21 protein-coding genes are annotated in these 19,257 nt (G+C 61.0%); 4 read left to right on the top strand and 17 right to left on the bottom strand.

The window, feature by feature from the left end:
• Positions 1 to 32: 32 nt before the first annotated feature.
• The 9 genes from J7400_RS19950 to uxaC form a co-directional block, all read right to left on the bottom strand.
• On the bottom strand, positions 33 to 809 hold the full coding sequence (locus J7400_RS19950) for a DeoR/GlpR family DNA-binding transcription regulator (RefSeq protein ID WP_209065863.1): 777 nt from the start codon (positions 807 to 809) through the stop codon (positions 33 to 35).
• 158 nt (positions 810 to 967) lie between these two features.
• Positions 968 to 1,618, bottom strand: coding sequence for an ABC transporter ATP-binding protein (locus J7400_RS19945; RefSeq protein WP_209065862.1), 651 nt, complete (start codon positions 1,616 to 1,618; stop codon positions 968 to 970).
• 3 nt (positions 1,619 to 1,621) lie between these two features.
• Positions 1,622 to 2,389, bottom strand: a complete 768-nt coding sequence (locus tag J7400_RS19940) for an ABC transporter permease (protein ID WP_209065861.1) — start codon at positions 2,387 to 2,389, stop codon at positions 1,622 to 1,624.
• Positions 2,390 to 2,398: 9 nt separating this feature from the next.
• On the bottom strand, positions 2,399 to 3,589 hold the full coding sequence (locus tag J7400_RS19935) for a hypothetical protein (protein ID WP_209065860.1): 1,191 nt from the start codon (positions 3,587 to 3,589) through the stop codon (positions 2,399 to 2,401).
• 135 nt (positions 3,590 to 3,724) lie between these two features.
• Positions 3,725 to 5,002, bottom strand: coding sequence for a hypothetical protein (locus tag J7400_RS19930; RefSeq protein ID WP_209065859.1), 1,278 nt, complete (start codon positions 5,000 to 5,002; stop codon positions 3,725 to 3,727).
• Between the two features lie 4 nt (positions 5,003 to 5,006).
• Positions 5,007 to 5,711, bottom strand: a complete 705-nt coding sequence (locus tag J7400_RS19925; RefSeq protein ID WP_209065858.1) for an SDR family oxidoreductase — start codon at positions 5,709 to 5,711, stop codon at positions 5,007 to 5,009.
• Complete coding sequence (locus tag J7400_RS19920; protein ID WP_209065857.1) at positions 5,704 to 6,447, bottom strand: 2-C-methyl-D-erythritol 4-phosphate cytidylyltransferase; 744 nt, start codon at positions 6,445 to 6,447, stop codon at positions 5,704 to 5,706. The genes J7400_RS19925 and J7400_RS19920 overlap by 8 nt, the downstream gene beginning before the upstream one ends.
• 12 nt (positions 6,448 to 6,459) lie before the next feature.
• On the bottom strand, positions 6,460 to 6,666 hold the full coding sequence (locus J7400_RS19915; RefSeq protein ID WP_209065856.1) for a hypothetical protein: 207 nt from the start codon (positions 6,664 to 6,666) through the stop codon (positions 6,460 to 6,462).
• A gap of 607 nt (positions 6,667 to 7,273) precedes the next feature.
• Entirely contained in the window at positions 7,274 to 8,689 is a 1,416-nt protein-coding gene (gene uxaC / locus J7400_RS19910; protein ID WP_247738939.1) for a glucuronate isomerase, read from the bottom strand.
• A gap of 681 nt (positions 8,690 to 9,370) precedes the next feature.
• On the opposite strand from uxaC, the gene J7400_RS19905 reads away from it, so the two are divergent.
• Positions 9,371 to 9,811 (top strand): hypothetical protein, encoded by a 441-nt coding sequence (locus J7400_RS19905; protein WP_209065855.1) that lies wholly within the window; start codon positions 9,371 to 9,373, stop codon positions 9,809 to 9,811.
• Between the two features lie 46 nt (positions 9,812 to 9,857).
• Here J7400_RS19905 and J7400_RS19900 read toward each other — a convergent pair whose 3' ends face one another.
• The 4 genes from J7400_RS19900 to J7400_RS19885 form a co-directional block, all read right to left on the bottom strand.
• Positions 9,858 to 11,228, bottom strand: coding sequence for a glutamate--cysteine ligase (locus J7400_RS19900; protein WP_209065854.1), 1,371 nt, complete (start codon positions 11,226 to 11,228; stop codon positions 9,858 to 9,860).
• A gap of 63 nt (positions 11,229 to 11,291) precedes the next feature.
• Positions 11,292 to 11,801, bottom strand: a complete 510-nt coding sequence (locus J7400_RS19895; protein WP_209065853.1) for a hypothetical protein — start codon at positions 11,799 to 11,801, stop codon at positions 11,292 to 11,294.
• A 128-nt stretch (positions 11,802 to 11,929) separates the two neighbouring features.
• A complete protein-coding gene (locus J7400_RS19890; protein ID WP_209065852.1) occupies positions 11,930 to 12,781 on the bottom strand; it encodes a GNAT family N-acetyltransferase in 852 nt (283 codons plus the stop codon).
• The gene (locus J7400_RS19885) at positions 12,778 to 13,503 is read right to left on the bottom strand and encodes a 16S rRNA (uracil(1498)-N(3))-methyltransferase (RefSeq protein ID WP_209065851.1); all 726 of its coding nucleotides are present in this window, start codon (positions 13,501 to 13,503) and stop codon (positions 12,778 to 12,780) included. The genes J7400_RS19890 and J7400_RS19885 overlap by 4 nt, the downstream gene beginning before the upstream one ends.
• 12 nt (positions 13,504 to 13,515) lie before the next feature.
• Here J7400_RS19885 and ubiA point away from each other — a divergent pair, with 12 nt between their 5' ends.
• The 3 genes from ubiA to J7400_RS19870 all read left to right on the top strand — a co-directional run bounded on the left by ubiA (position 13,516) and on the right by J7400_RS19870 (position 16,926).
• Positions 13,516 to 14,481: a 4-hydroxybenzoate octaprenyltransferase gene (ubiA, locus tag J7400_RS19880; protein WP_247738938.1), complete on the top strand. Its 966-nt coding sequence runs from the start codon at positions 13,516 to 13,518 to the stop codon at positions 14,479 to 14,481.
• Positions 14,482 to 14,542: 61 nt separating this feature from the next.
• The gene (locus J7400_RS19875) at positions 14,543 to 16,615 is read left to right on the top strand and encodes an OmpA family protein (RefSeq protein WP_209065849.1); all 2,073 of its coding nucleotides are present in this window, start codon (positions 14,543 to 14,545) and stop codon (positions 16,613 to 16,615) included.
• Positions 16,612 to 16,926, top strand: a complete 315-nt coding sequence (locus tag J7400_RS19870; RefSeq protein ID WP_209065848.1) for a hypothetical protein — start codon at positions 16,612 to 16,614, stop codon at positions 16,924 to 16,926. Before J7400_RS19875 ends, J7400_RS19870 begins: the two co-directional genes overlap by 4 nt.
• A gap of 66 nt (positions 16,927 to 16,992) precedes the next feature.
• Here J7400_RS19870 and J7400_RS19865 read toward each other — a convergent pair whose 3' ends face one another.
• The 4 genes from J7400_RS19865 to pgsA form a co-directional block, all read right to left on the bottom strand.
• Positions 16,993 to 17,526, bottom strand: coding sequence for an AAA family ATPase (locus J7400_RS19865; protein WP_209065847.1), 534 nt, complete (start codon positions 17,524 to 17,526; stop codon positions 16,993 to 16,995).
• 328 nt (positions 17,527 to 17,854) lie between these two features.
• Positions 17,855 to 18,298: a molybdenum cofactor biosynthesis protein MoaE gene (locus J7400_RS19860; protein WP_209065846.1), complete on the bottom strand. Its 444-nt coding sequence runs from the start codon at positions 18,296 to 18,298 to the stop codon at positions 17,855 to 17,857.
• Between the two features lie 12 nt (positions 18,299 to 18,310).
• Positions 18,311 to 18,556 (bottom strand): molybdopterin converting factor subunit 1, encoded by a 246-nt coding sequence (gene moaD / locus J7400_RS19855; protein ID WP_209065845.1) that lies wholly within the window; start codon positions 18,554 to 18,556, stop codon positions 18,311 to 18,313.
• A 5-nt stretch (positions 18,557 to 18,561) separates the two neighbouring features.
• Positions 18,562 to 19,221: a CDP-diacylglycerol--glycerol-3-phosphate 3-phosphatidyltransferase gene (gene pgsA, locus J7400_RS19850; protein WP_209065844.1), complete on the bottom strand. Its 660-nt coding sequence runs from the start codon at positions 19,219 to 19,221 to the stop codon at positions 18,562 to 18,564.
• Positions 19,222 to 19,257: the final 36 nt, after the last annotated feature.

Raw genomic sequence — 19,257 nt, 5'->3', positions numbered from 1 at the left:
ACAAAACGAAGCTACACGTCAACCCATTTGACTCACCCCGCCACCACAAAGCCCACATCATGGGCCGTGGCGAGAGCCTTCATCTCAGGATCAAACTGCGCATCGGTCACCAGAGAGTTTACGTCTGCCAGCGTGCCAAAGGACACCGGCGCAAAGCTTCCGAACTTAGAGCTGTCCAGCGCCAGGATCACGTTGCGTGCACTGGAAATGATCGCCGCGCTGACCGCGCTTTCCTCCAGATCATAGTCCACAAGATCCCCGTCACGCCCCATGGCCGCAGCCCCGACAACGGCGATATCGGCGCGAAATTTGCGGATAAAATCAACCGCTGTGGCGCCAAGAATGGCGCCATCCACACCCCGCACAACACCAGCCGGGATCATCACCTGAACGCCGGGAAACTCTCTTAAAATATTGGCAATATGCACAGAATCCACAACCACGCTCAGCCCGACATGATGGCTCAGATGACGCGCCACAGCCATGGTGGTGGTGCCGCCGTTGAGGATCACACTGGCATGGTTTGGGATTTGAGCGGCGATGGTGGCCCCGATGGCATCCTTCTCATCGCGCATGATTTCCTTGCGCACATCAAAGCCCGCATATTCCGTGCCCGCCGCCAGCGTCGCCCCGCCGTGAAAGCGGATGATCTGGTTGTCCTCAGCCAGCATGGTCAGGTCTTTTCGGATGGTTTGCGGCGTGGTGTCCAGCCGCTCCGCCAGCTCCTCAACCATGGCACGCCCGGCCTGTTTGAGCAGCTTCAGGATCTCCTCCTGACGCGCGCGTGTCTTGGCACGTGCCCTCATCATCTCCCCTCCGTTTCTTTCGATTTCTAGATCAAACCGAAAGAAACACCAAGAGAGTTTCACGAATCTGCACAATTCAGGCGCGTTTTGCGAGGCAAAGTGAAACCAAAGACACGCTCAAAACGCGCTTTTGACAGCTTGAGCCGCGCCTAATCTTTCGTTTAGCAGAACCGCTTGTAGTCCGCGATCAGAGCATTGAGATCATCATAGTGATAGAGCTTCCCGCCGTAGGCCAGCACGCCCTCGTCGCAAAATTCACGGATGGTGCGCTCCGAATGTGAGATCATCACCACCCGAGACGCCTCAATCCGCTCACGCAAAGCGTGCTCGCTTTTCTTGCGAAACCGCTGATCGCCAACGGCGGTGATTTCATCCACCAGATAGCACTCAAAACGGATCGCCAGCGAAAGCCCGAATGCGAGCCGCGCCTTCATGCCGCTGGAATAGGTCTCAATCGGTAAATCCAGCGAGGGCCCGAGTTCGGCAAACTCCTGCACCTGCGCCAGCACCTGTTCCGTATCACAGCCATAGACCCGCGCGACAAAGCGCACGTTCTCCACGCCAGTCATCAAGCCATTGAACCCTTTGGAAAACCCCATGGGCCAGCTGACCTTTTCCGTGCATTTCACAGCACCGGATGTGGGCGGCTCGATCCCGGCAATCATCCGCATCATGGTGGATTTGCCCACACCGTTGTGGCCCATCAGCGCGATGTTTTTACCCTCGGCAAACTGATAGCTGGCGTCCTCCAGAATGCGTTTGTGCACCCCTTTGACGTGATAATCCTTGGTCACATGCTCAAAGGCGATCACGGCTCACGCCCTCTGTTTGCGGGTGATCCGCTCTGCAAACAGCGCGATGATCACCAAAACCGCGGCCAGCGACAGCGGATAGGCAATGTTGAGCACATCGCTGCGGTAGTTGGCGTAAAATCCTTCGCGGGTCCATTCCACGATATGCAGCAGCGGGTTCCATTTGAGCACCGCCACCGCCTCGGGCGGCAGGGCGGACGGGATGTAAAACACACCAGAGAGAAAAAACAGCGGCCGCGCCACCAGCTTTTCCACATGCTGCCAGGCTTGGGTGCGCTGATAGAGCATGGCGTTGATCGCGCCCACGCCAAAGCCCAAAAAGCATGTTGCACCAAAGGCATAGAGCAACCGCTCCGGATGGGCGGGCAGCTCCGCCCAGCCCACGATCATCAGCCCGCCGTAAACCAGCGCATTGATCACCAGAAAGGTCAGCGCGATCAATGTGAGCCGCGCAAACAGCGTGTCGGGCTCTTTGATCATCGGGTAGCTCAGCAGGGATTTGTTGGTGGTGAAGGCCCGCATCAGCGACACGGAGAGCTTGTTATAAAGATCCAGCGTCAGCACGGCGGTGGCAAAAAACAGCGCCAGCGACGCGCCAAAGGGCGCTTGTCGTCCGATCAGGTAAAACAGCCCCACCATAAAGCCCACGGAAATCACCGGCTGGGCAATCGCCCACAGATAGCCCACATGCGAGGTGCCGAAAGTCATGCGCGTTTCGCGCAGGGTGAGCGCGGCCACCACCCGCATTTGCATCCAGATCGCGTGCAGCATCCCCTGCCCTCACCGCATATGATCGCGCACCGCATAGCCCACAAGGGCGGCAATCGCCCAGACGGCAAAAGCGGCGGCGGCAATCAGCAGAAAATCCCGAAGCCGCAGCGGGTAAGCCGGCTCACTGGGCACAAAAGGGCGGGCAAACACGCCGAGATAGCGCTGTTGCCGGTCCGCATCCAGCCGCGCCGCTTCCAGTGAGGCCATGGCGGAGGCATAGGTCTGTTCGGCAAATTGCTTTTCAATCACCAGCGCCTCATAGCCCGCGAGCGTTTCCGCGGTTTTGGCGCTTGCCGCCTGCCCGGCCGCGCCGATCAGGCTTTTGCGCTCTGCAATCTGCTGACGATAGGCTCTGGCCTGACGATTGAGCTGTTTCAGGATGGGCGAATTCTCCCCAACAGAGCCTGCCACCTCATCAATCTGGGACTGCACTTTCACCAGGTTGGCCTCCAGCGACGAGACCAGCTCCGCATCCAATTGCGCATTGACCATCGGGTCCACCGCACCGCTTTCTGCGCGAAAGGCCACCAGATCGAGGCTCACATCGCGCACCCGCGCCTCGGCACGGGCCACCTCATCAGCGGCAAATTGCACTGAATCCCGCCGCGCGGTCTCAGAAAGCTCGTTGACCAGCCGGTCGGCGGCCGCCAGCGCGCTGCGCGCCACCCGCACCGCCGTGCCGGGATCAAAGGCCTGCACCTCAAAGCTCACAATGCCGGTGGTGCTGTCATAGCTCGTGCTGATGCGCCACTGCCAATACTCCACCATATCCTCAAAGCTGCTCTCCGGGCTCAGACGGGCAATCGTATCAATATGGTCCTGGGAAAAATGGCCGCGCAGATTGAGCTCGTCATCGATCTCGCGCAGAAGGTCCGGGCTTTCCAGATAGTTGCGCACCACATAGCTGTCAGAGGTGTGGCTGCTGCTGGCGGGAAATCCGGTGACCGAAGCCATCAGATCCGGCGTGCCGCCGCCATCAAGAGAGCGGATCACAAAGCTCGCGCTGGCCGCGTAACGGTCTGTCGCGACAAAGCCGAAATAGCTCGCCGCCATGGCCACCGGCAACAGAAACAGCGCCACAAATGAGGCCAGCAGCCCCCAACGCTTGCGCCGGTGCGGCGCGTTTTTCGGCCCCGCCTGCACAACGCCAAGAGGCCCATCAAACGCAGGCACCGGTTTGAGCAATTTGATTTCAGCCATGCCGTCCCTTTCTGGCCCCTTCTGGCGGAATGTGAGGCCCCCGCCCCATTGGTTACTGCCCAGTTTACGCCCGAAGGGTTTACGAAATGTCAGCATCTCCACATGCGCCCACAAATCCTGCCCACTCGTGCCGTCTCACCCGCCTGCCACACGCCAGAACGGATCACGTTTCACATACTCCAGTAGCCAGCCGCGCGCGGCAAAGGTTGGCCGGTCTGCCAGCGACGGCTCCGTCCAGCCAAACACCTGTGCGCGGTGGGCGGCGTCGATCTCCTGCCCCTCCGCCAGATAGCGCGTCATCACCCGCGCCACATCACTCTCCGGCAACAACGCCTTGCGCAGATAGAGCGAGGCCATATCGCGCGGCACCGCGTCTTCGCGGCTCAGAACCAGATGGGCGATGCGTTGCTTGAGAAAGATCGCCTCCATTCCGGAGACATCGCACAGCCCCAGCGCCACCGGCAGCGGCGCGGCGCGATCCGGCAAAAAATGCTGCGCCCTGCGCAACGCGCGCAGGCACGCAAGGCGCAGCGGCACGCTGGCGTCTTCCATCATCACCGAGACCCGCAGCCCCGCCTGCCGCAGCTGACGCACCCCGGCCACAAAGCTGCGGATGATCGCAGGACGCAGCAGGCCCAGATAAGGGTGCGGTTTGATCACTACGCGGCGCAGGCCTGTTGCGTCAGCCGCCGCCAAAACCGCCGCAATGCCGCGCAGGCCCGAGAGCGAGCTGTAATTGTCTGCCTGCCCGCCAAACCCTTCCCAGGTTGGTGCGTAAAACAGGGCCGGATCCGCATCACAGCTGCGCGCGGCGCGGATCTCCGGCATGGGCTGCACAAAGGTGTCGCCCATCATCACCAGCCGCCCTCTGTCCACGTCATCAGCGGTGAAAATCCCCGCCTTCAGGTAGCGGTCCCGCGCCAGTGGCCCGGCGATGGAGACATAATCATAAATCCGTGCGGCCGGGCGCATCGACGCGCCTTTGTTGCTCTCCCCATGCAGGGTCAGCACATGGCGAATATCCCGCCGGGTGACCGTCTGCAGATTGGAGCGCGCATTAAACGGGTAAAACACCACCCCGCCCGCCGCCACCGGCAGGCGCGCGGCCCGTCTCTTGATCCATCTGACATCCAATTCCTGAGGCAACCGCCCCAAGGCGCGCTGCAAACGCAGCAGGGGTTTCTGACGCAAAAACAAAGGCGTATCGGTGACGCCAAAAGCCCCACTTTCAAAAAACGGGCGGATCTGTGTCACCGCTGAGAGCACCGGACTGTCCAGATAGACCGCCTGATCCGGCAGCCCATCGGGAGCCGAGGACACGCGCAATTGCCCCGCCTCCATATCCTGAAGCTCCGGCGCGGCGGCAGGCTTTTTGGGGGAAATATCTGGATTGGGAGTGCGCGCCAGAAGCATTAGATCACAAGCGCACCACCAGATTTTCGCTCATCAGCATCTTGCCCGCTGGGGAGGACATCATCGCGATCACATCCGCCACATGCTCCGGCTGCATGATCGTGCTGGGATCTTCATCCGGGGCCAAAGTCTTGCGCAGATCGGTGGCGCAGCGCCCGGGCGACAGGCAGACCACATCGATGCCGTAAGGCGCAAGCTCCTCGCGCATGACCTCTGACATATTGATCACCGCCGCCTTGGAGGTGGAATAGCTCATCCAGCCAGAGCGCCCGTTGACACCGGCCGTGGAGGCAATATTGATCACCTTTTCAAGGGGATGGCTGCGCAACAGAGCCTCTTGCACAAAACGGAACGGCGCATAGAGATTGATCTGCATCGTGCGCTGAAAATCCGCCATATCGGTTTCATTGATCGACGCCGGCTTGGTGAAACCTGCGTTGTTCACAATAGCGGTGATGGCGATGTTTTCCGCCGCGAGCCGGTCAAACACATCCGACACCGCCTGCGGATCAGAGAGATCCGCCTCAACCGCCACAATCTGACGGTTGCCAGCAATCGCGCGCACCTCTGTCACCGCATCGTCAAAATGCCTTGAGCGGCGCGCCACCATCACGATGCAGGCCACATCATCCATGCCGCGGGCAAAGCGCCGCGCCGTGGCCAGACCGATGCCTCTGGAGGCGCCGCTGATCAAAACAGTCTTAGTCATGGGCAGCGGCCTTTCTGTTGCTGTGAAACCCCTTCATCATCTCTTGCGCGATGACAAAATCCTCGGGCGTCGTCACTTTCCGGTTGCGGCTGAACCCTTCCAGCGCCTGCACTGGCTGCCCGGTCATTTCCACGACCATGACGCTGTCCTCATTGTAGACCGCACCGGTGTTGCGCGCGGCAACATGCGCCTTTTGCAGCGTAGCGCGGTCAAATTTCTGCGGCAGCTGAATGTCAAAGACCCTATCGCGCGACACGCCGCGCCGCACCTGACGGGTTTCGGTATCAATCCGGCACATGGAAAAGGCGATCGCATGGCAATAGCCCGCGTTTTCGGCCTCACAGGCAATCAGATCGCTCAGCATCTCGGGGTTGATGAACGGCCGCGCCGCCTCATGCAGCACAACAACATCGTGAGACGCCGCCGCCGCCAGCGCCGCGCAGCTTTCCTGACGGGTTGCTCCGGCGGGCACCACCTGAAACGGCAGGCGGCCGCAATAGGCCTCCATCAGCTGTTGTGTGCGCTCTTCAAATCCTTCCGGCGCGTTGATCAGCACCTCGGCCACATGTGGCGAGCGCACCGCCGCAATCAGCGAATGCGCCACCATCGGGTGGCCTGCGAGTTTGTAAAACTGTTTGGGTTCATGATGTTCCGCCCGCGCGCCCACGCCGCCAGACAGCAGCAAAAAAGAGACCCGAGGGGTGCAAAGCGGACGTGTCAGAGGGTGTAAATTCATCAGGCGTCGCCTTTATGCGCTGGTTTGCGCCACCCGTTGCGAGCGAAACATCGGCTGGCCGGTGCCGTCAGGGCCAGACTTGGGGGCCAACCTGCCAAATGCACCCTCAGGGGCACCCTGCCCGATCAGGTTAGCGCCCCCAGCCGCACCGCCCAGTGCACATCCCGAAAGCTCTTCGGAATGATGCCTGAGACCAGCGGTTCTTACGTCTGTATCCATTTTGGTCGTCAACTTTCTGTTTCGCGCCCAACGGGCGTAACCCAATGGTACAAATGGACTTTTTCCATTGTCGCCAAATGCACTTCTGTACGGTGGCGATCACGAAGCCATTTCTTGTCTCCGTGACTCCATTTTTGGCGAAAGTGGTTACTGATCTGATAACACTTGTGCAGAATTCGGGGCACAGACTGTGCAACGCGCGCCTTCTTGCCCCTGCGGCAGGCGGCAGTACCGCAGTCCCTCGTCGACACTCAGGCCGAGGCATGCTGCTCCATCGCGTCGCGCCCGCCTTGCAACCCAAGGAAGAGAAGTGCAGTTTTCCTATATTTTTAAGTACATTGCAGGCTTCACGCCACCTTAGAGTACGCGCTCCAACGCTCCGAAAAACCTCGAAATCTCCCCTGATCCAGCCGCCAAACCCTTAACAAAAGTTGACTCAAATCTCGCGCATTTGAGGCAAATACCGCCTTCAAACCTGCCCCAAAACACGAGCTACAGGGCAAAAACTGCCTCTGGTACAGGCCGCAGAAGTCACTTGGGAAGAATCAGAGACACGCTCAGGCCGAAACCGCGCAAAGAGAAAGCCGCCTAGCGGGCGGCCTACAGATCACACAACACTGCCAAGCTTATAGGCATCGATCGCCAGATCACGACACAGCAGCCGGGCGATCTCATTGGCATCAGAACGGGTCAGCACACCGCGGGCGCGCTGCTGCGCCAGATGCTGGCTCACGCCGCGCCGCCACATATCGTGACGCGCAGGAATGGACATGAAGGCGCGCGTGTCATCATTGAACCCGGCAAGGTTCCAATACCCGGCGGTCTCCACAACCTGATCCAGATACCGCGCGATGCCGTTTGCGCTGTCCGAATAGCGCCAAGGTGCGCCAAGGCGCAGCGCTGGCCAATGGCTGACCATCGGCGCGAGCTCGCGGGCAAAAGCGCTTTCATCAAGGGTAAAGAGCAGGATGTTCATTTCCCGCACATTGCCCACCCGCGCCAGAAGCGCACCCAGACCACGCACCCAATTCGCGCCAACCGGCATGTCCGCCCCGACCTGAGGGCCGTATTTTCCGTGCAGCACCTTGTTGGTGTTGCGCATGCTACCCCCACGGATCTGCATCACAAGCCCGTCTTCCACTGACATCTGCGCCATTTCGGTCAACATATGCCCGTAAAAACCCTGCGACTCTTTCGGTGTGATCGTTCCGGCCAGCGCCTTGGCAAACAGCGTCGCCGCACGCTTTTCCGTCAGATAGCAGGTCGCCAGTTCACCCACTTCGTGATCCGTTGCAGTTGCCCCGTTTGCCATGAAATAGGCCCGCCGCTCACGCAGCGCCTCAAGATATCCGGCAAAGCTCGCGGTGTTCTCACCGGTGATTTCTCCCAGCGTCGCAACATCGGCGCGGAAATCCGGATGGGTTGGGTCCAGCACGGAATCCGGGCGGAATGTGGGAATGATCTTGCCGCGCAGTTTCTGCAGGCGCGCCGCCTTGTGGCTGGTCAGATCATCAAGCGCGCTGTCGGTTGTGGCCAGCGCATCAATATTGAAGCTCTGCAACAGCGCCTGAGGCCGCATGCGCGAGGATTTCAGCTCCGCATCCACGCGATCATAAATGCTGTCTGCGGTCTCCGCGTTCAGCGGCATCGCCACGCCAAACACATGCACAAGCGCATGGGAAATCCACAGATGGCTCGGCGTGCCGCGGAACTTGTGCCAGTGGTTCGCAAACAGCTGGAACGCCGCACGCGGATTGCGCGCCTCTCTGGGCACACCGATGCCGATGTCCTCCAGCCAGACACCCTGGCTCAGCAACATGCGGATCACGGAGACATCCGGATCAATGAAGACTTCTGCCGGGTCCGAAAACGGGCGGTTCTCTGCAAACCACTCTGGCAAACAATGCCCATGCGGCGAAACAATTGGCAGCGCCTGCACAGCCTCATAAATATCAAGCGCCGCATCCGACAACTGCAGTGTCGGCACGGAGTGACTTACAAGGTTCATTACGGCTTCGCCCATTGTTCTTGTTCTCTCTGCTAGTCCAAGCGGCCCAAGCGACCGCATGACGCGCGCCTTTGACGTCCTTTGACCTCACGGGCTGCGCTCTGTTCTGGTCCCTCCCAGATGCCCACAGATTGATTTACGAGACACTAACGCGACAGCGCCCAAGTCCATCGCGACATCCAAGACACGCGGCTGAAAGAGCTGCCAAATTCGCCAGATCTCTCATGCTGAAACGGTCCCGACACCGGCACCGCACAGCCCCCAGATGTGCGCAGTAGGATCAGCGGCCACACGCGCCCTTTTCACACAGGCAAATGCCTAAAATCCGCAAAGGCTTGGCCTGTCAGACAAAAAATGGCCGGATCGGTATCACCTTGCCTTGCGTCCGACGCTTATGCGCCGCATCAGGGCCGTGGATCACTGGCTCAAATCAAGATCGCGCCTGCCCGCATTCGCCCCAAGGCTGTATGCGTGCCAAACTTCCCTGACCGCCCGGAACGCGACGCAGCGCTTGCGGCAAAGAAATTTGCATTCAATTTACTCTTTTTTCTTTGAGATCCGAAAAGTAGCTATAGTTTTAGTAAAGGTTTAACTGCACCTGTGCAGATCAGACTTCTAGAGCTGGGCACACCAGCCGCTAAGATTATTCACGCCCTCCGCCTTGACCGGAGACAAGATATTTTCGGAACCGACAACATGTCCTCCAAAGCCAATATCCTCACAGACCTCTCCGTGGTGCATGTTATGTATTCCGGCCGTGTAACACTTGAGGGTCTTCGAGATCCTTGGCGCGAGGCTTACACCTCTCCGGATTTCAAACGCGGCATGAATGAGGTTGTGGATTTCAGCGCGGTCACCGACTTTGACATCGGCTTTGACGAGCTGCTCGCCTTTGCCAAGACCTCACAAGAGATCCACTCCAGATACGGCCACAAGATCACCGTCTGCCTGATTGCGCCGGATAAGGCCTCAACCGGCTTTGCCGATATGTTCATCGACCTCGCGCAGGCCATGCAATACGACAACGATGTCATGATTGTGCAGGGCTATCCTGAGGTCTTTGCTATCCTCGATCTCTCTGACGAAGAGATCGCCCAATTCCCCGAACCCTGCCGGAAAGAAGCGCATCTGCTGTAGATGCGCCTCCGGCGACCGCCCTCACCTGAGAGGGCAGCCCTTAAAATCAGTAGCTGTGTTCGCCGTAGATCTTGGTCAGATCGCCGCCCCAATCCCCGTGGTATTGCGCCAACAGCTCATCGGCGGGCACCTGACCGGTTTCTACGCTTTCCTGCAACGCGCTGAGGAAATGGGTCTCATCCGGCACCAGCCCGCCAGCCCCGGCCTGCCCGCGCGCCTTCAGGCCCGCCTCAGAGATCTTCAGCACTTCACGCGCCAGCTCATGCATGTTGATCTTGCCCACCTGGGCCTGCAGCGCCTGCTCGCTCGCGGCCACACGCAGCGCCTCGCGGGTCTCCGCATCCCAGCCCTTGACCAGATCCCAGGCCGCATCCAGCGCGGATTGATCATACATCAGCCCCACCCAGAAGGCCGGCAGCGCACAGAGTCGCCGCCACGGGCCACCATCGGCCCCGCGCATCTCCATGAATTTCTTGATCCGTGCCTCCGGGAAAGCGGTGGTCAGATGGTCTGCCCAATCGCTCAGGGTTGGCGTCTCACCGGGCAGCGCAGGCAGCTCGCCTTTGAGGAAATCGCGAAAGCTCATGCCCAGCGCGTCAATATATTTGCCGTCGCGGTAGACAAAATACATCGGCACATCGAGCGCATATTGCACCCAGCGCTCAAAGCCAAAACCCTCTTCAAACACAAAGGGCAACATGCCGGTGCGCGCATCATCCAGATGCCGCCAGACCAGACCCCGGGTGGATTTCACCCCATTGGGTTTGCCATCCAGAAACGGCGAATTGGCAAACAGCGCATTGGCCACCGGCTGCAGCGCCAGCGCCACGCGCAGCTTCTGCACCATGTCCGCTTCGCTTGAGAAATCGAGGTTCACCTGCACAGTACAAGTGCGATACATCATGACCTTGCCCATGGTGCCCACACGGTCCATGTAATCGGTCATCAGCTTGTAACGCCCTTTGGGCATCACCGGCATCTCGTTATGGCTCCAGATCGGGGCCGAGCCCAACCCGATGAAGCCCACGCCAATCTTGTCGGCGATGTCTTTCACATCTTTGAGGTGCTGATTCACCTCGTCACAGGTCTGGTGGATGTTCTCCAAAGGCGCGCCGGACAGCTCCAGCTGCCCACCGGGCTCAAGGCTCACATTGGCGCCGTCTTTTTCCAGACCGATCAGCTTGCCGACCTCTTCCAGAGGGGCCCAGCCATGGCCGTCGCGCAGCCCTTCCAGCACCGCCAGAATGGAGCGTTCGCCCTCATATGGCAGGGGTTTCAGGCTGTCCTTGCAGTAGCCGAATTTCTCATGCTCGGTGCCGATCCGCCAGTCTTCGCGCGGCTTGCAGCCGGAGCTGAGGTATTCAGCCAACTGGTCATGATGCTCGATCGGGCCGCCGCCGGACTGGGGAATGGACATGGCGTTTGCTCTGCTCCTGAGACTGGTTTCAGGCGTCTGTGGTGGGGTTTTTTGCAGGCCGTGTCAATGCAGCCTGCGATCCTCTTTTGCCCAGATCACAACCGGGTGATCAGGCGCGGCCTTCAGCTGCGCCAGCATATGTTCGGTCTTGATGCCGTCCAGACTGGCAAAGGCATCAAACAGCGCGTCGCTCCCCGCCGCATTCACCGGGATGTGCAGCGGAGCCTGCCCGGGTTGGTAAAGCGCCCAGACCGGCGGCTGGCTGCGGCCATCCAGCACCACGCGGCTGAGGCTGCGCATCGCCACGCTGCCGCCGTTGAGCGGACCGAAATAGGCGACCTCACCCTCATCCACCTGCACCACGCCAGGCCCACCCTGCCCAATCCGAAACCGCGCTCGCTGAATGCCGCTGACGATCAGCACAGCCCCCACAGCCACAAGCCCGATGCCCAGCCATTTCAGAAGGCCAAAGCCGCTGGCCCACCACAGCCCAAGCAGCAAAACCGCCGCGCCTACCAAGGTCTCGCGCCACTGCACCAAAGCCGCCCGCGCCTCCGGTCGAAAGAAACTCATCGTGTACTCCTCATAGCCCTAGCCCGGCGGCACGCCGGGCAGCGCCCAACCGCCCCCATGGGCGGGCGCTTCGCTTCCCACCCGCGGCTGGGCCCTGCCCTCTCGATGGGAACGACTCAAATGAAACCTCACCCCGCATGCGCTTCCACATCCGCAAACAAAGCCATCGTAAACTGCCCGTTGAGTTCAAACCCTATGGCCTCATAAGCCCGCGCCGCAGCCGCACTGGCGGCAAACAGGATCGCCTGTGTCACGCCCTGCGCCTTGGCTTCCTCCAGATGCAACGCCACCGCCCGCCGCGCCAGCCCCTGCCCGCGCTGCTCCGGCGGCGTGTAGACACCGCCGATCTGCACCACATCCGGCAGGCTGGCGTTAAAGCCGGTCATCGCCACAGGCACGCCTTCACGCAACAGAATGCGGTGACTGTCGCGCGCCATATAGGCGGCAATATCCTGTTTTGCCGTCTGCTCCGCCGCCAATCGGCTCAGCCCCATCACCGCCGCGTTGTAATCCGCGCGCCAATCTTCGGCCAGATGCTGCAGATCCGGCGAGATCGGGCACAGCGCAAACCCGGCGCAATCCGGCATCCGCATAGCGCCCAGCGCCAGCCGGTATCCCGGTTCCGGTCGGCTGATCGTGGTGGGCCGCGTGCTCAGGCCCGACGCCTCAAGAAACAGCGCCGCCTGCTGCGTCTCACCAAGCACGCCCAAGACCGCACGGCCCTGCCACAACGGCTCCACTGCCTGCCAGTCAACCGCACCGGCATCAGGCGCCTGCAACAGAATCATGCCTTCATTGGTGCGCGCAAACAGCGCCGGCCCGCCCTCGGTGCGCGCCCAGATCTGCAACCCACGTGGCGCGGCGCTGCCAAGACCATAGTCGCGGAGATTGCCCAGAAAAAACATCGAGCTCTGGATGTGCTCTCTCAGGAAAGCTTCCACCCACGCAAGATCACTCTGGTCAATCTCCCGCCAGCTCATCCCCAGTCCCCCAAGGATTGCTGCCAGAGCGTCATTGCCGCCACCGCCGCTGTATCCGCGCGCAAGATCCGTGGCCCAAGGCTCACCACATGGGCAAAGGGCAGCGCCTTGAGCTTGGCCCGCTCCGCCTCGCTAAACCCGCCTTCTGGCCCAATCAGAATAGCCCAGGGTCCACCCTCTGAGGCCGCAAGGCGCTTTGCGCTGCCCACCTCAGCCTCATCACAAAACATCAGCTGCCGCCCATCAGGCCAATCGGCCAACAGCCGCTCGAGCTTGGTCAGCTCCGCAACCTCCGGCACATAGGTGCCGCCACATTGCTCTGCGGCCTCCACCGCATGGGCCTGAAGCCGGTCCTGCCGGATGCGTTCGCTGTTGGTGAAATCCGTGTTCACCGGCACAATGCGCGCCGCGCCCATCTCGGCGGCTTTTTCGACGATGAAATCTGTACGCGCCTTTTTGATAGGCGCAAAACACAGCCACAGGTCCGGGGGCATCTGCAACGGCTTGGTCTGCAACTCACACACCAACTCGCCGTTGCGCTTATTGGCCACGGTCACAACACAGCGCCACTCGCCGTCCCGCCCGTTAAACAGCAGCACCGGATCATCCACCGCCATCCGCATCACCCCGAAAAGATAATGCGCCTGCTCTTTGGTCAGAGGAATGGTTTGCCCTTCCCCCAGCCCCTGCTCTACATACAGTCTGACTTTTGCCTGTTTCATAGGAACCTACATATGGCCGACACGCCCGCGAAGGAAGAACCAAAAGGTCAGGTCTCTGACGCCGTGCGCGGCAATTGGGTCGACCATCTTGCGCCCGCGTGGTCCCGCCCCTACCTGCGGCTGTCCCGCGCCGACCGCCCGATTGGCACCTGGCTTTTGTTGCTGCCCTGCTGGATGTCCCTGCTGCTGGCCATGCTCTGGGACGGACAGGCCTCCTGGCACGATCTCTGGATCGCTGTTGGCTGCGCGCTTGGCGCCTTTCTGATGCGCGGCGCGGGCTGCACATGGAATGACATCACCGACCGCGAGTTTGACGCACAGGTGGCGCGCACCCGCTCCCGCCCGATCCCCTCCGGTCAGGTCAGCGCCAAAAAGGCTGCTGTCTGGATGGTGGCACAGGCCGGGATCGCCGCGCTCATTCTGTTCAGCTTCAACCTCACCGCCATTCTGCTGGGCATCGCCTCGCTGATTCCCGTCGCCATCTACCCTTTTGCCAAACGCTTCACATGGTGGCCGCAGGTGTTTCTGGGGCTGGCCTTCAACTGGGGTGCGCTGCTCGCTTGGACCGCCCACACCGGCACACTCAATGCCCCCGCCGTGGTGCTCTATCTGGCGGGCATCGCATGGACACTGTTTTATGACACGATCTATGCCCATCAAGACACCGAGGATGACGCGCTGATCGGCATCAAATCCACCGCGCGGCTCTTTGGCGAGAACAGCCCGCAGTGGCTGCAGGGTTTCCTGATCGCGACCGTGGCCCTGATGGGGCTGGCCGCGCTGATGGCAGCGCTGCCGCACTCCCCGCTGGCACTGGCCGTGGCCCTGATGGGGCCGGTGGCCATGGGCTGGCACATGCAATGGCAATTGCGGATGCTGCAGACCGATGACGCCGAACGGCTGGTCATGCTGTTCCGCTCAAACCGCGACGCGGGGCTGATCCCTCTGCTGTTTTTCGCCACCGCAATTTTCCTGTGATTGCAAGCGCGCGCGCAGCGTCGTATCACCTTGGCAACCAACGGCCGGACTGCACCTCTGAATGCGACTTTCTTCCTTACTGATCCTCTTTGTCACCTTCGCAACTGCGGCCCTTCTCAGCCTCGTCGCCGCCAGCCTCTCCGCCGATCTCATAGAAGAGACCTCAAGCACCGCCGTGGAGCGTGAGCTGGCCGAGAACAATATGGACTGGGCCGAGGTCTATGCCGAAGGGCTGCAGATCTTCCTCGCCGGTGTGGCCCCCACCGAGGCCGACCGCTTCCGCGCCGTGTCTGCCGCCAGCCGCATTGTCGACGCCTCCCGCGTGATCGACAACATGCAGGTCCCGGCCACCGCCGCCATCGCCCCGCCGCGCTTTTCCGTGGAAATCCTACGCAATGATGCGGGCATCTCCCTCATCGGCCTGATCCCCAAAAACGCCAACCGCACCCAGATCATCAACGATCTGAAAGAGGCCTCCGGCGCACAGAACGTGGCCGATTTTCTGGAAACCGCAGACTACGCCACCCCCGCTGGCTGGCGCCCCGCGGTGCGCTTCGCTCTGGGCGCGTTGGAAGAACTGCCCCGCGCCAAGATCTCTGTTGAGGCAGGCCGCGTGGATGTAACCGCCATGGCCGACAGCGCCGAGGCCCGCGCCGCATTGGAACACGACCTGATGCGCCGTGCCCCCAAAACCGTGGAGGTGAACCTCGCCATCTCCGCGCCCCGTCCGGTGATCACCCCCTTCACCCTGCGCTTTGTGCTCAATGAAGACGGCGCCCGCTTTGACGCCTGCTCTGCCGACACCGAAGCCGCCCAGGCCCGCATCCTCAAAGCCGCCCGCGCCGCAGGCATGGAGGCTGAGAGCGAATGTGTGATCGGCCTCGGCGTGCCCTCCACCCGCTGGGCGGAAGCGGTGGAAGCCTCTCTCGCAGGCCTTGCCGAACTTGGCGGCGGCACGCTGACCATCTCTGATGCGGATGTGACCCTCACCGCGCCGCAGGGCACCGGTCAGTCCCTGTTTGACAAAGTCGCAGCCGAAACCGAAGCCGCTCTGCCCGAAGCCTTCGCCCTGCTCGCCATCCTGCCACCTGCCCCGCAGCAGGACGACGACGCCTCCCGCGCACAGGAGTTCACCGCAACGCTCAGCCCCGAAGGCCTGTTGCAACTGCGTGGCCGCCTGCCCAATGAAATCGCGCGTGACACAACAGAAAGCTATGCCCGCGCCCGCTTCAGCAGCGACACCGTGCATATGGCGACCCGTCTGGACGAAACCCTGCCGCGCACCTGGCCCTTCCGTGTGATGGCTGGCCTTGATGCACTCTCGCTGCTCCACAACGGCGTGCTGCAGATCACCCCTGAGGCTGTCTCTGTCTCCGGCAACACCGGCAGCACCGAGGCCAACGCCCGCATCGCCCAGCTTCTGGCGGACAAGCTCAGCCAGACAGACCACTTCGCCATCAACGTGACCTATCTAGAGGCGCTTGACCCGCTGGCCGGCATCCCCACCGCCGAGGAATGCATGGCCAATATTCAGGCGCTTCAAAACGAGACCAAGATCGCCTTTGAGCCGGGCAAAGGCACGCTCGACGCCAGCGCCGATCCGATCATCGACGAGCTGGCCCGTCAGCTCGAAGCCTGCCCCGACCTACGCATCGAAATTCAAGGCCACACCGACAGTCAGGGCCGCGAGTCCATGAACCAAGCGCTCAGCCAGACCCGCGCCCAGGCCGTTCTGACCGCGCTGCAGGACCGCCGCGTGCTCACCTCCGGCTTTGTCGCCGTGGGCCATGGCGAAAGCCAGCCCATCGCCGACAACGGCACAGAGGCTGGCCGCGAAGCCAACCGCCGCATCGAATTTGTCCGCATCCTGCCCGAAGGCGCGGAAACTGCTGAGGCCGCTGACGCAGAGGGTGAGGCAAACGAAGCTGAAGGCGCAGAGGCAACCCCGTCCGAGGCCACTTCTGAGGCAGCCACCGACGCAGCAACCGAGGCCGCGCCGGAAGCGAGCACCGAAGAAACCGCCGAACAGACAACCGAAGAATCCGAAGTTGAGGGCCAGCCAGAGGCAGCAGCAGAGGCCCCATCCACCGAAAACGCCGCGCAGAACGACGGCGAGGAGACAGAAGAGCAATGACGCGTATTGAGTTCATCCTGACCACAGCCGTGATCCTGTTTGTGGCCTTTTGCATGGGGTGGTTTGCCAATTGGCTGGTGCACCGTTTCACCCGCGTGGCCCAGTCGGATGTGGACCAGCTGGAACGCATGAGCCAGGAGCTGCACGAAGCCGAGGAAACCCGCGATCAGGCGATCACCTATCTGCAGCAGCGCGAGGCGGAGCTGACCAACCAGCTCACCCAGACCGAAGCCGAACTCTCCGCCGCCATGGACGGCCTGCGCGACGCCCGCCAAGAAGCCGAAGAGCTCCGCGGCCAGCTCGGGCGGTAAGTCCGAGGCATCAGGCCAAATAACAGATGTTGGTCGCCAAGGCGGTCTCCAAAGGCAGTTCGCCCCTTACAACCCGCATTGCTTTAAAATGATGTCGGCCCGCGCCGTCACCGACATCTTGGGCAGCACATATTGCTCATAGCCGAGCTCATCCAATGACCACGCTATGCGCATGTACTCTTGGACCGCTGCCTCAAAACTGTGCTGGCGTTCCGCGTCGTTGACAAACAGCGCCCGCCACGGCGGCGCAACGAAGACACGCCTTGCATAGGGCAGCACCTCGCCAAATGTGTCGCGCGCCTTGCGGCCACCACAATGCTCCAAGGCGACAGCTGCGTCGATCAGACCGCGATCAAAGAAGACAGGCCCCTCAAGCTTCTGGGCGGCCGCAAGGTCAGACCGCGCCACCTCGATGGCCCGACGTGCGAAAGCTTCCATATCGACCCAAGGCAACGCTTTGCCTCCGCCTGCCACTTGCTCTGCGATGATACGTCGGCCCGGCTCTGGGACGGTCGCACAACCGCGCGCGGCCAAGGCACTCAGCAGGGTCGATTTGCCTCCGCCCGAACATCCAGTCAGCAGAATAAACCTTTCAGCCATAACTCCCACTCCAACTCCCAAGAGAACGAATGCAGTGTGACAGCCATTGAACCGCCTACAATCAACCAGTCCCCCGCCGACGATCATGAGCCCAAACCCAGAAAGCAACGTTCGCCTCGTTCTCGATTTGGAAAACACACGGCTTGTGGCGCGCAATACTGTTGCCGCACGTCCCGTTGCGCAGCACGGTCAGGTCACACTTGCCCATTTGGCCGACACGGAATTTTGCACCGACGCAATACCGTAGGGATACCGACGCGATACCGACGTGCGGTTTTGGCAGAATTTTTTGGTTAACGGCCCGACAATCCGCTGTGCTCAGTGAAGGTCACCAGCGGCTCAGCGCGTCCTCATCCGCATCTTTCGCGGCCACCCATTCGGCCCCGTCTGCGGTGTATTCTTTCTTCCAGAACGGCGCGCGGGACTTCAGGTAATCCATTAGGAATTCCGCTGCCTCAAAGGCATCCACACGATGGCGCGCCGCGGTGGCCACCATCATGATCATATCGCCCTGACGCAGCTCACCATGGCGATGGATGACCAGAGCATCGCCGAGATTCCAACGGCTGACCGCCTCTTCGGCGATGGTCTCCAGCGCCTTCTGGGTCATGCCGGGATAGTGCTCAATCACCATGCGATCCATGCCGCCCTTGTCGGCATCGCGCACCACACCGGTGAAGGTGACAATGGCGCCCATATTGCTGTGGCCGCTGGCAAAATCCTGCGCTTCCTTGCCAAAGTCAAACGGCGCTTCCTGCACAACAACCCGCATGGCCTGCTCCTCTTAACCGCCTGTCATTGGTGGGAAAAATGCCACTTCACGCACGCCTTCGATGGAGGCATCAAAGTCGGTCAGCTCCTGATCCACAGCCACCCGCAGGGCACTCAGATCGGAGAAGGCCACCGCATAGCGCTCTTCGCGTGCCTTGAGTTCTTCAACCAGCTCCGCCACGGTCTTGGCTGTGGTCTCCACCTTTTCCTTGGGGATCCCGATCCGTTCACGCACCCATGCGAAATAGAGAACATCCATAGCGATCAATCCTTTAGATGCGGCTTGGCCTTGTTGAAGTAGTCAATCCCAGTGATAGCGGTCAGCGCCGCCGCAATCCAGAGCAACCAAAGTCCCATCCAGCCGGACCAGACCATGCCCGCATGTTTCCAGCGCAGCCCCTGCAGGTCTTCGATCTCGCCCAGCATGATCTGATCGACCATCGCCTGATCCATGCCCCAGGCCGACATGCCAAGGTAGTGCTCAAACACGCCCTGGCCAAAAAGGAAAGCAATCGCAACCATTTGCGTCGCTGTTTTCCACTTCGCCAGCTTGGTCACCTTCAGTGTTCCGGCCACATCGCCAAGGAACTCGCGCAGGCCGGACACAAAGACTTCGCGGAACAAGATCACGGTGGCAGGCAGCACCAGCCAGGGCGACATGGAGGAATACCCCACGATCACCATCAGCGCGATCACCACCATGGCTTTGTCCGCAATCGGGTCGATCATCGCGCCCAGCCGCGTCTCCTGCTTCCAGAGCCGCGCCAGATAGCCGTCAAACCAATCGGTGACCGAAGCCACAAGAAACAGCATCAGCGCAAACCAATCCGCATAGGGCCGTTCAAAATAGAGAAACATCACCGCAATCATGGGCGCGGCGATCAGGCGGAGAACGGAGAGAATATTGGGAATGTTCCAAGTCATAGCCACTTCCTAAGCACTTTTCTCCGCAATCAAAAG

Source organism: Shimia sp. R9_2, assembly GCF_017743735.1.
GTDB lineage: Bacteria > Pseudomonadota > Alphaproteobacteria > Rhodobacterales > Rhodobacteraceae > Shimia.
The sequence above is the reverse complement of the archived record's forward strand: the minus strand, read 5'-3'. Positions and strand labels throughout refer to the sequence as shown.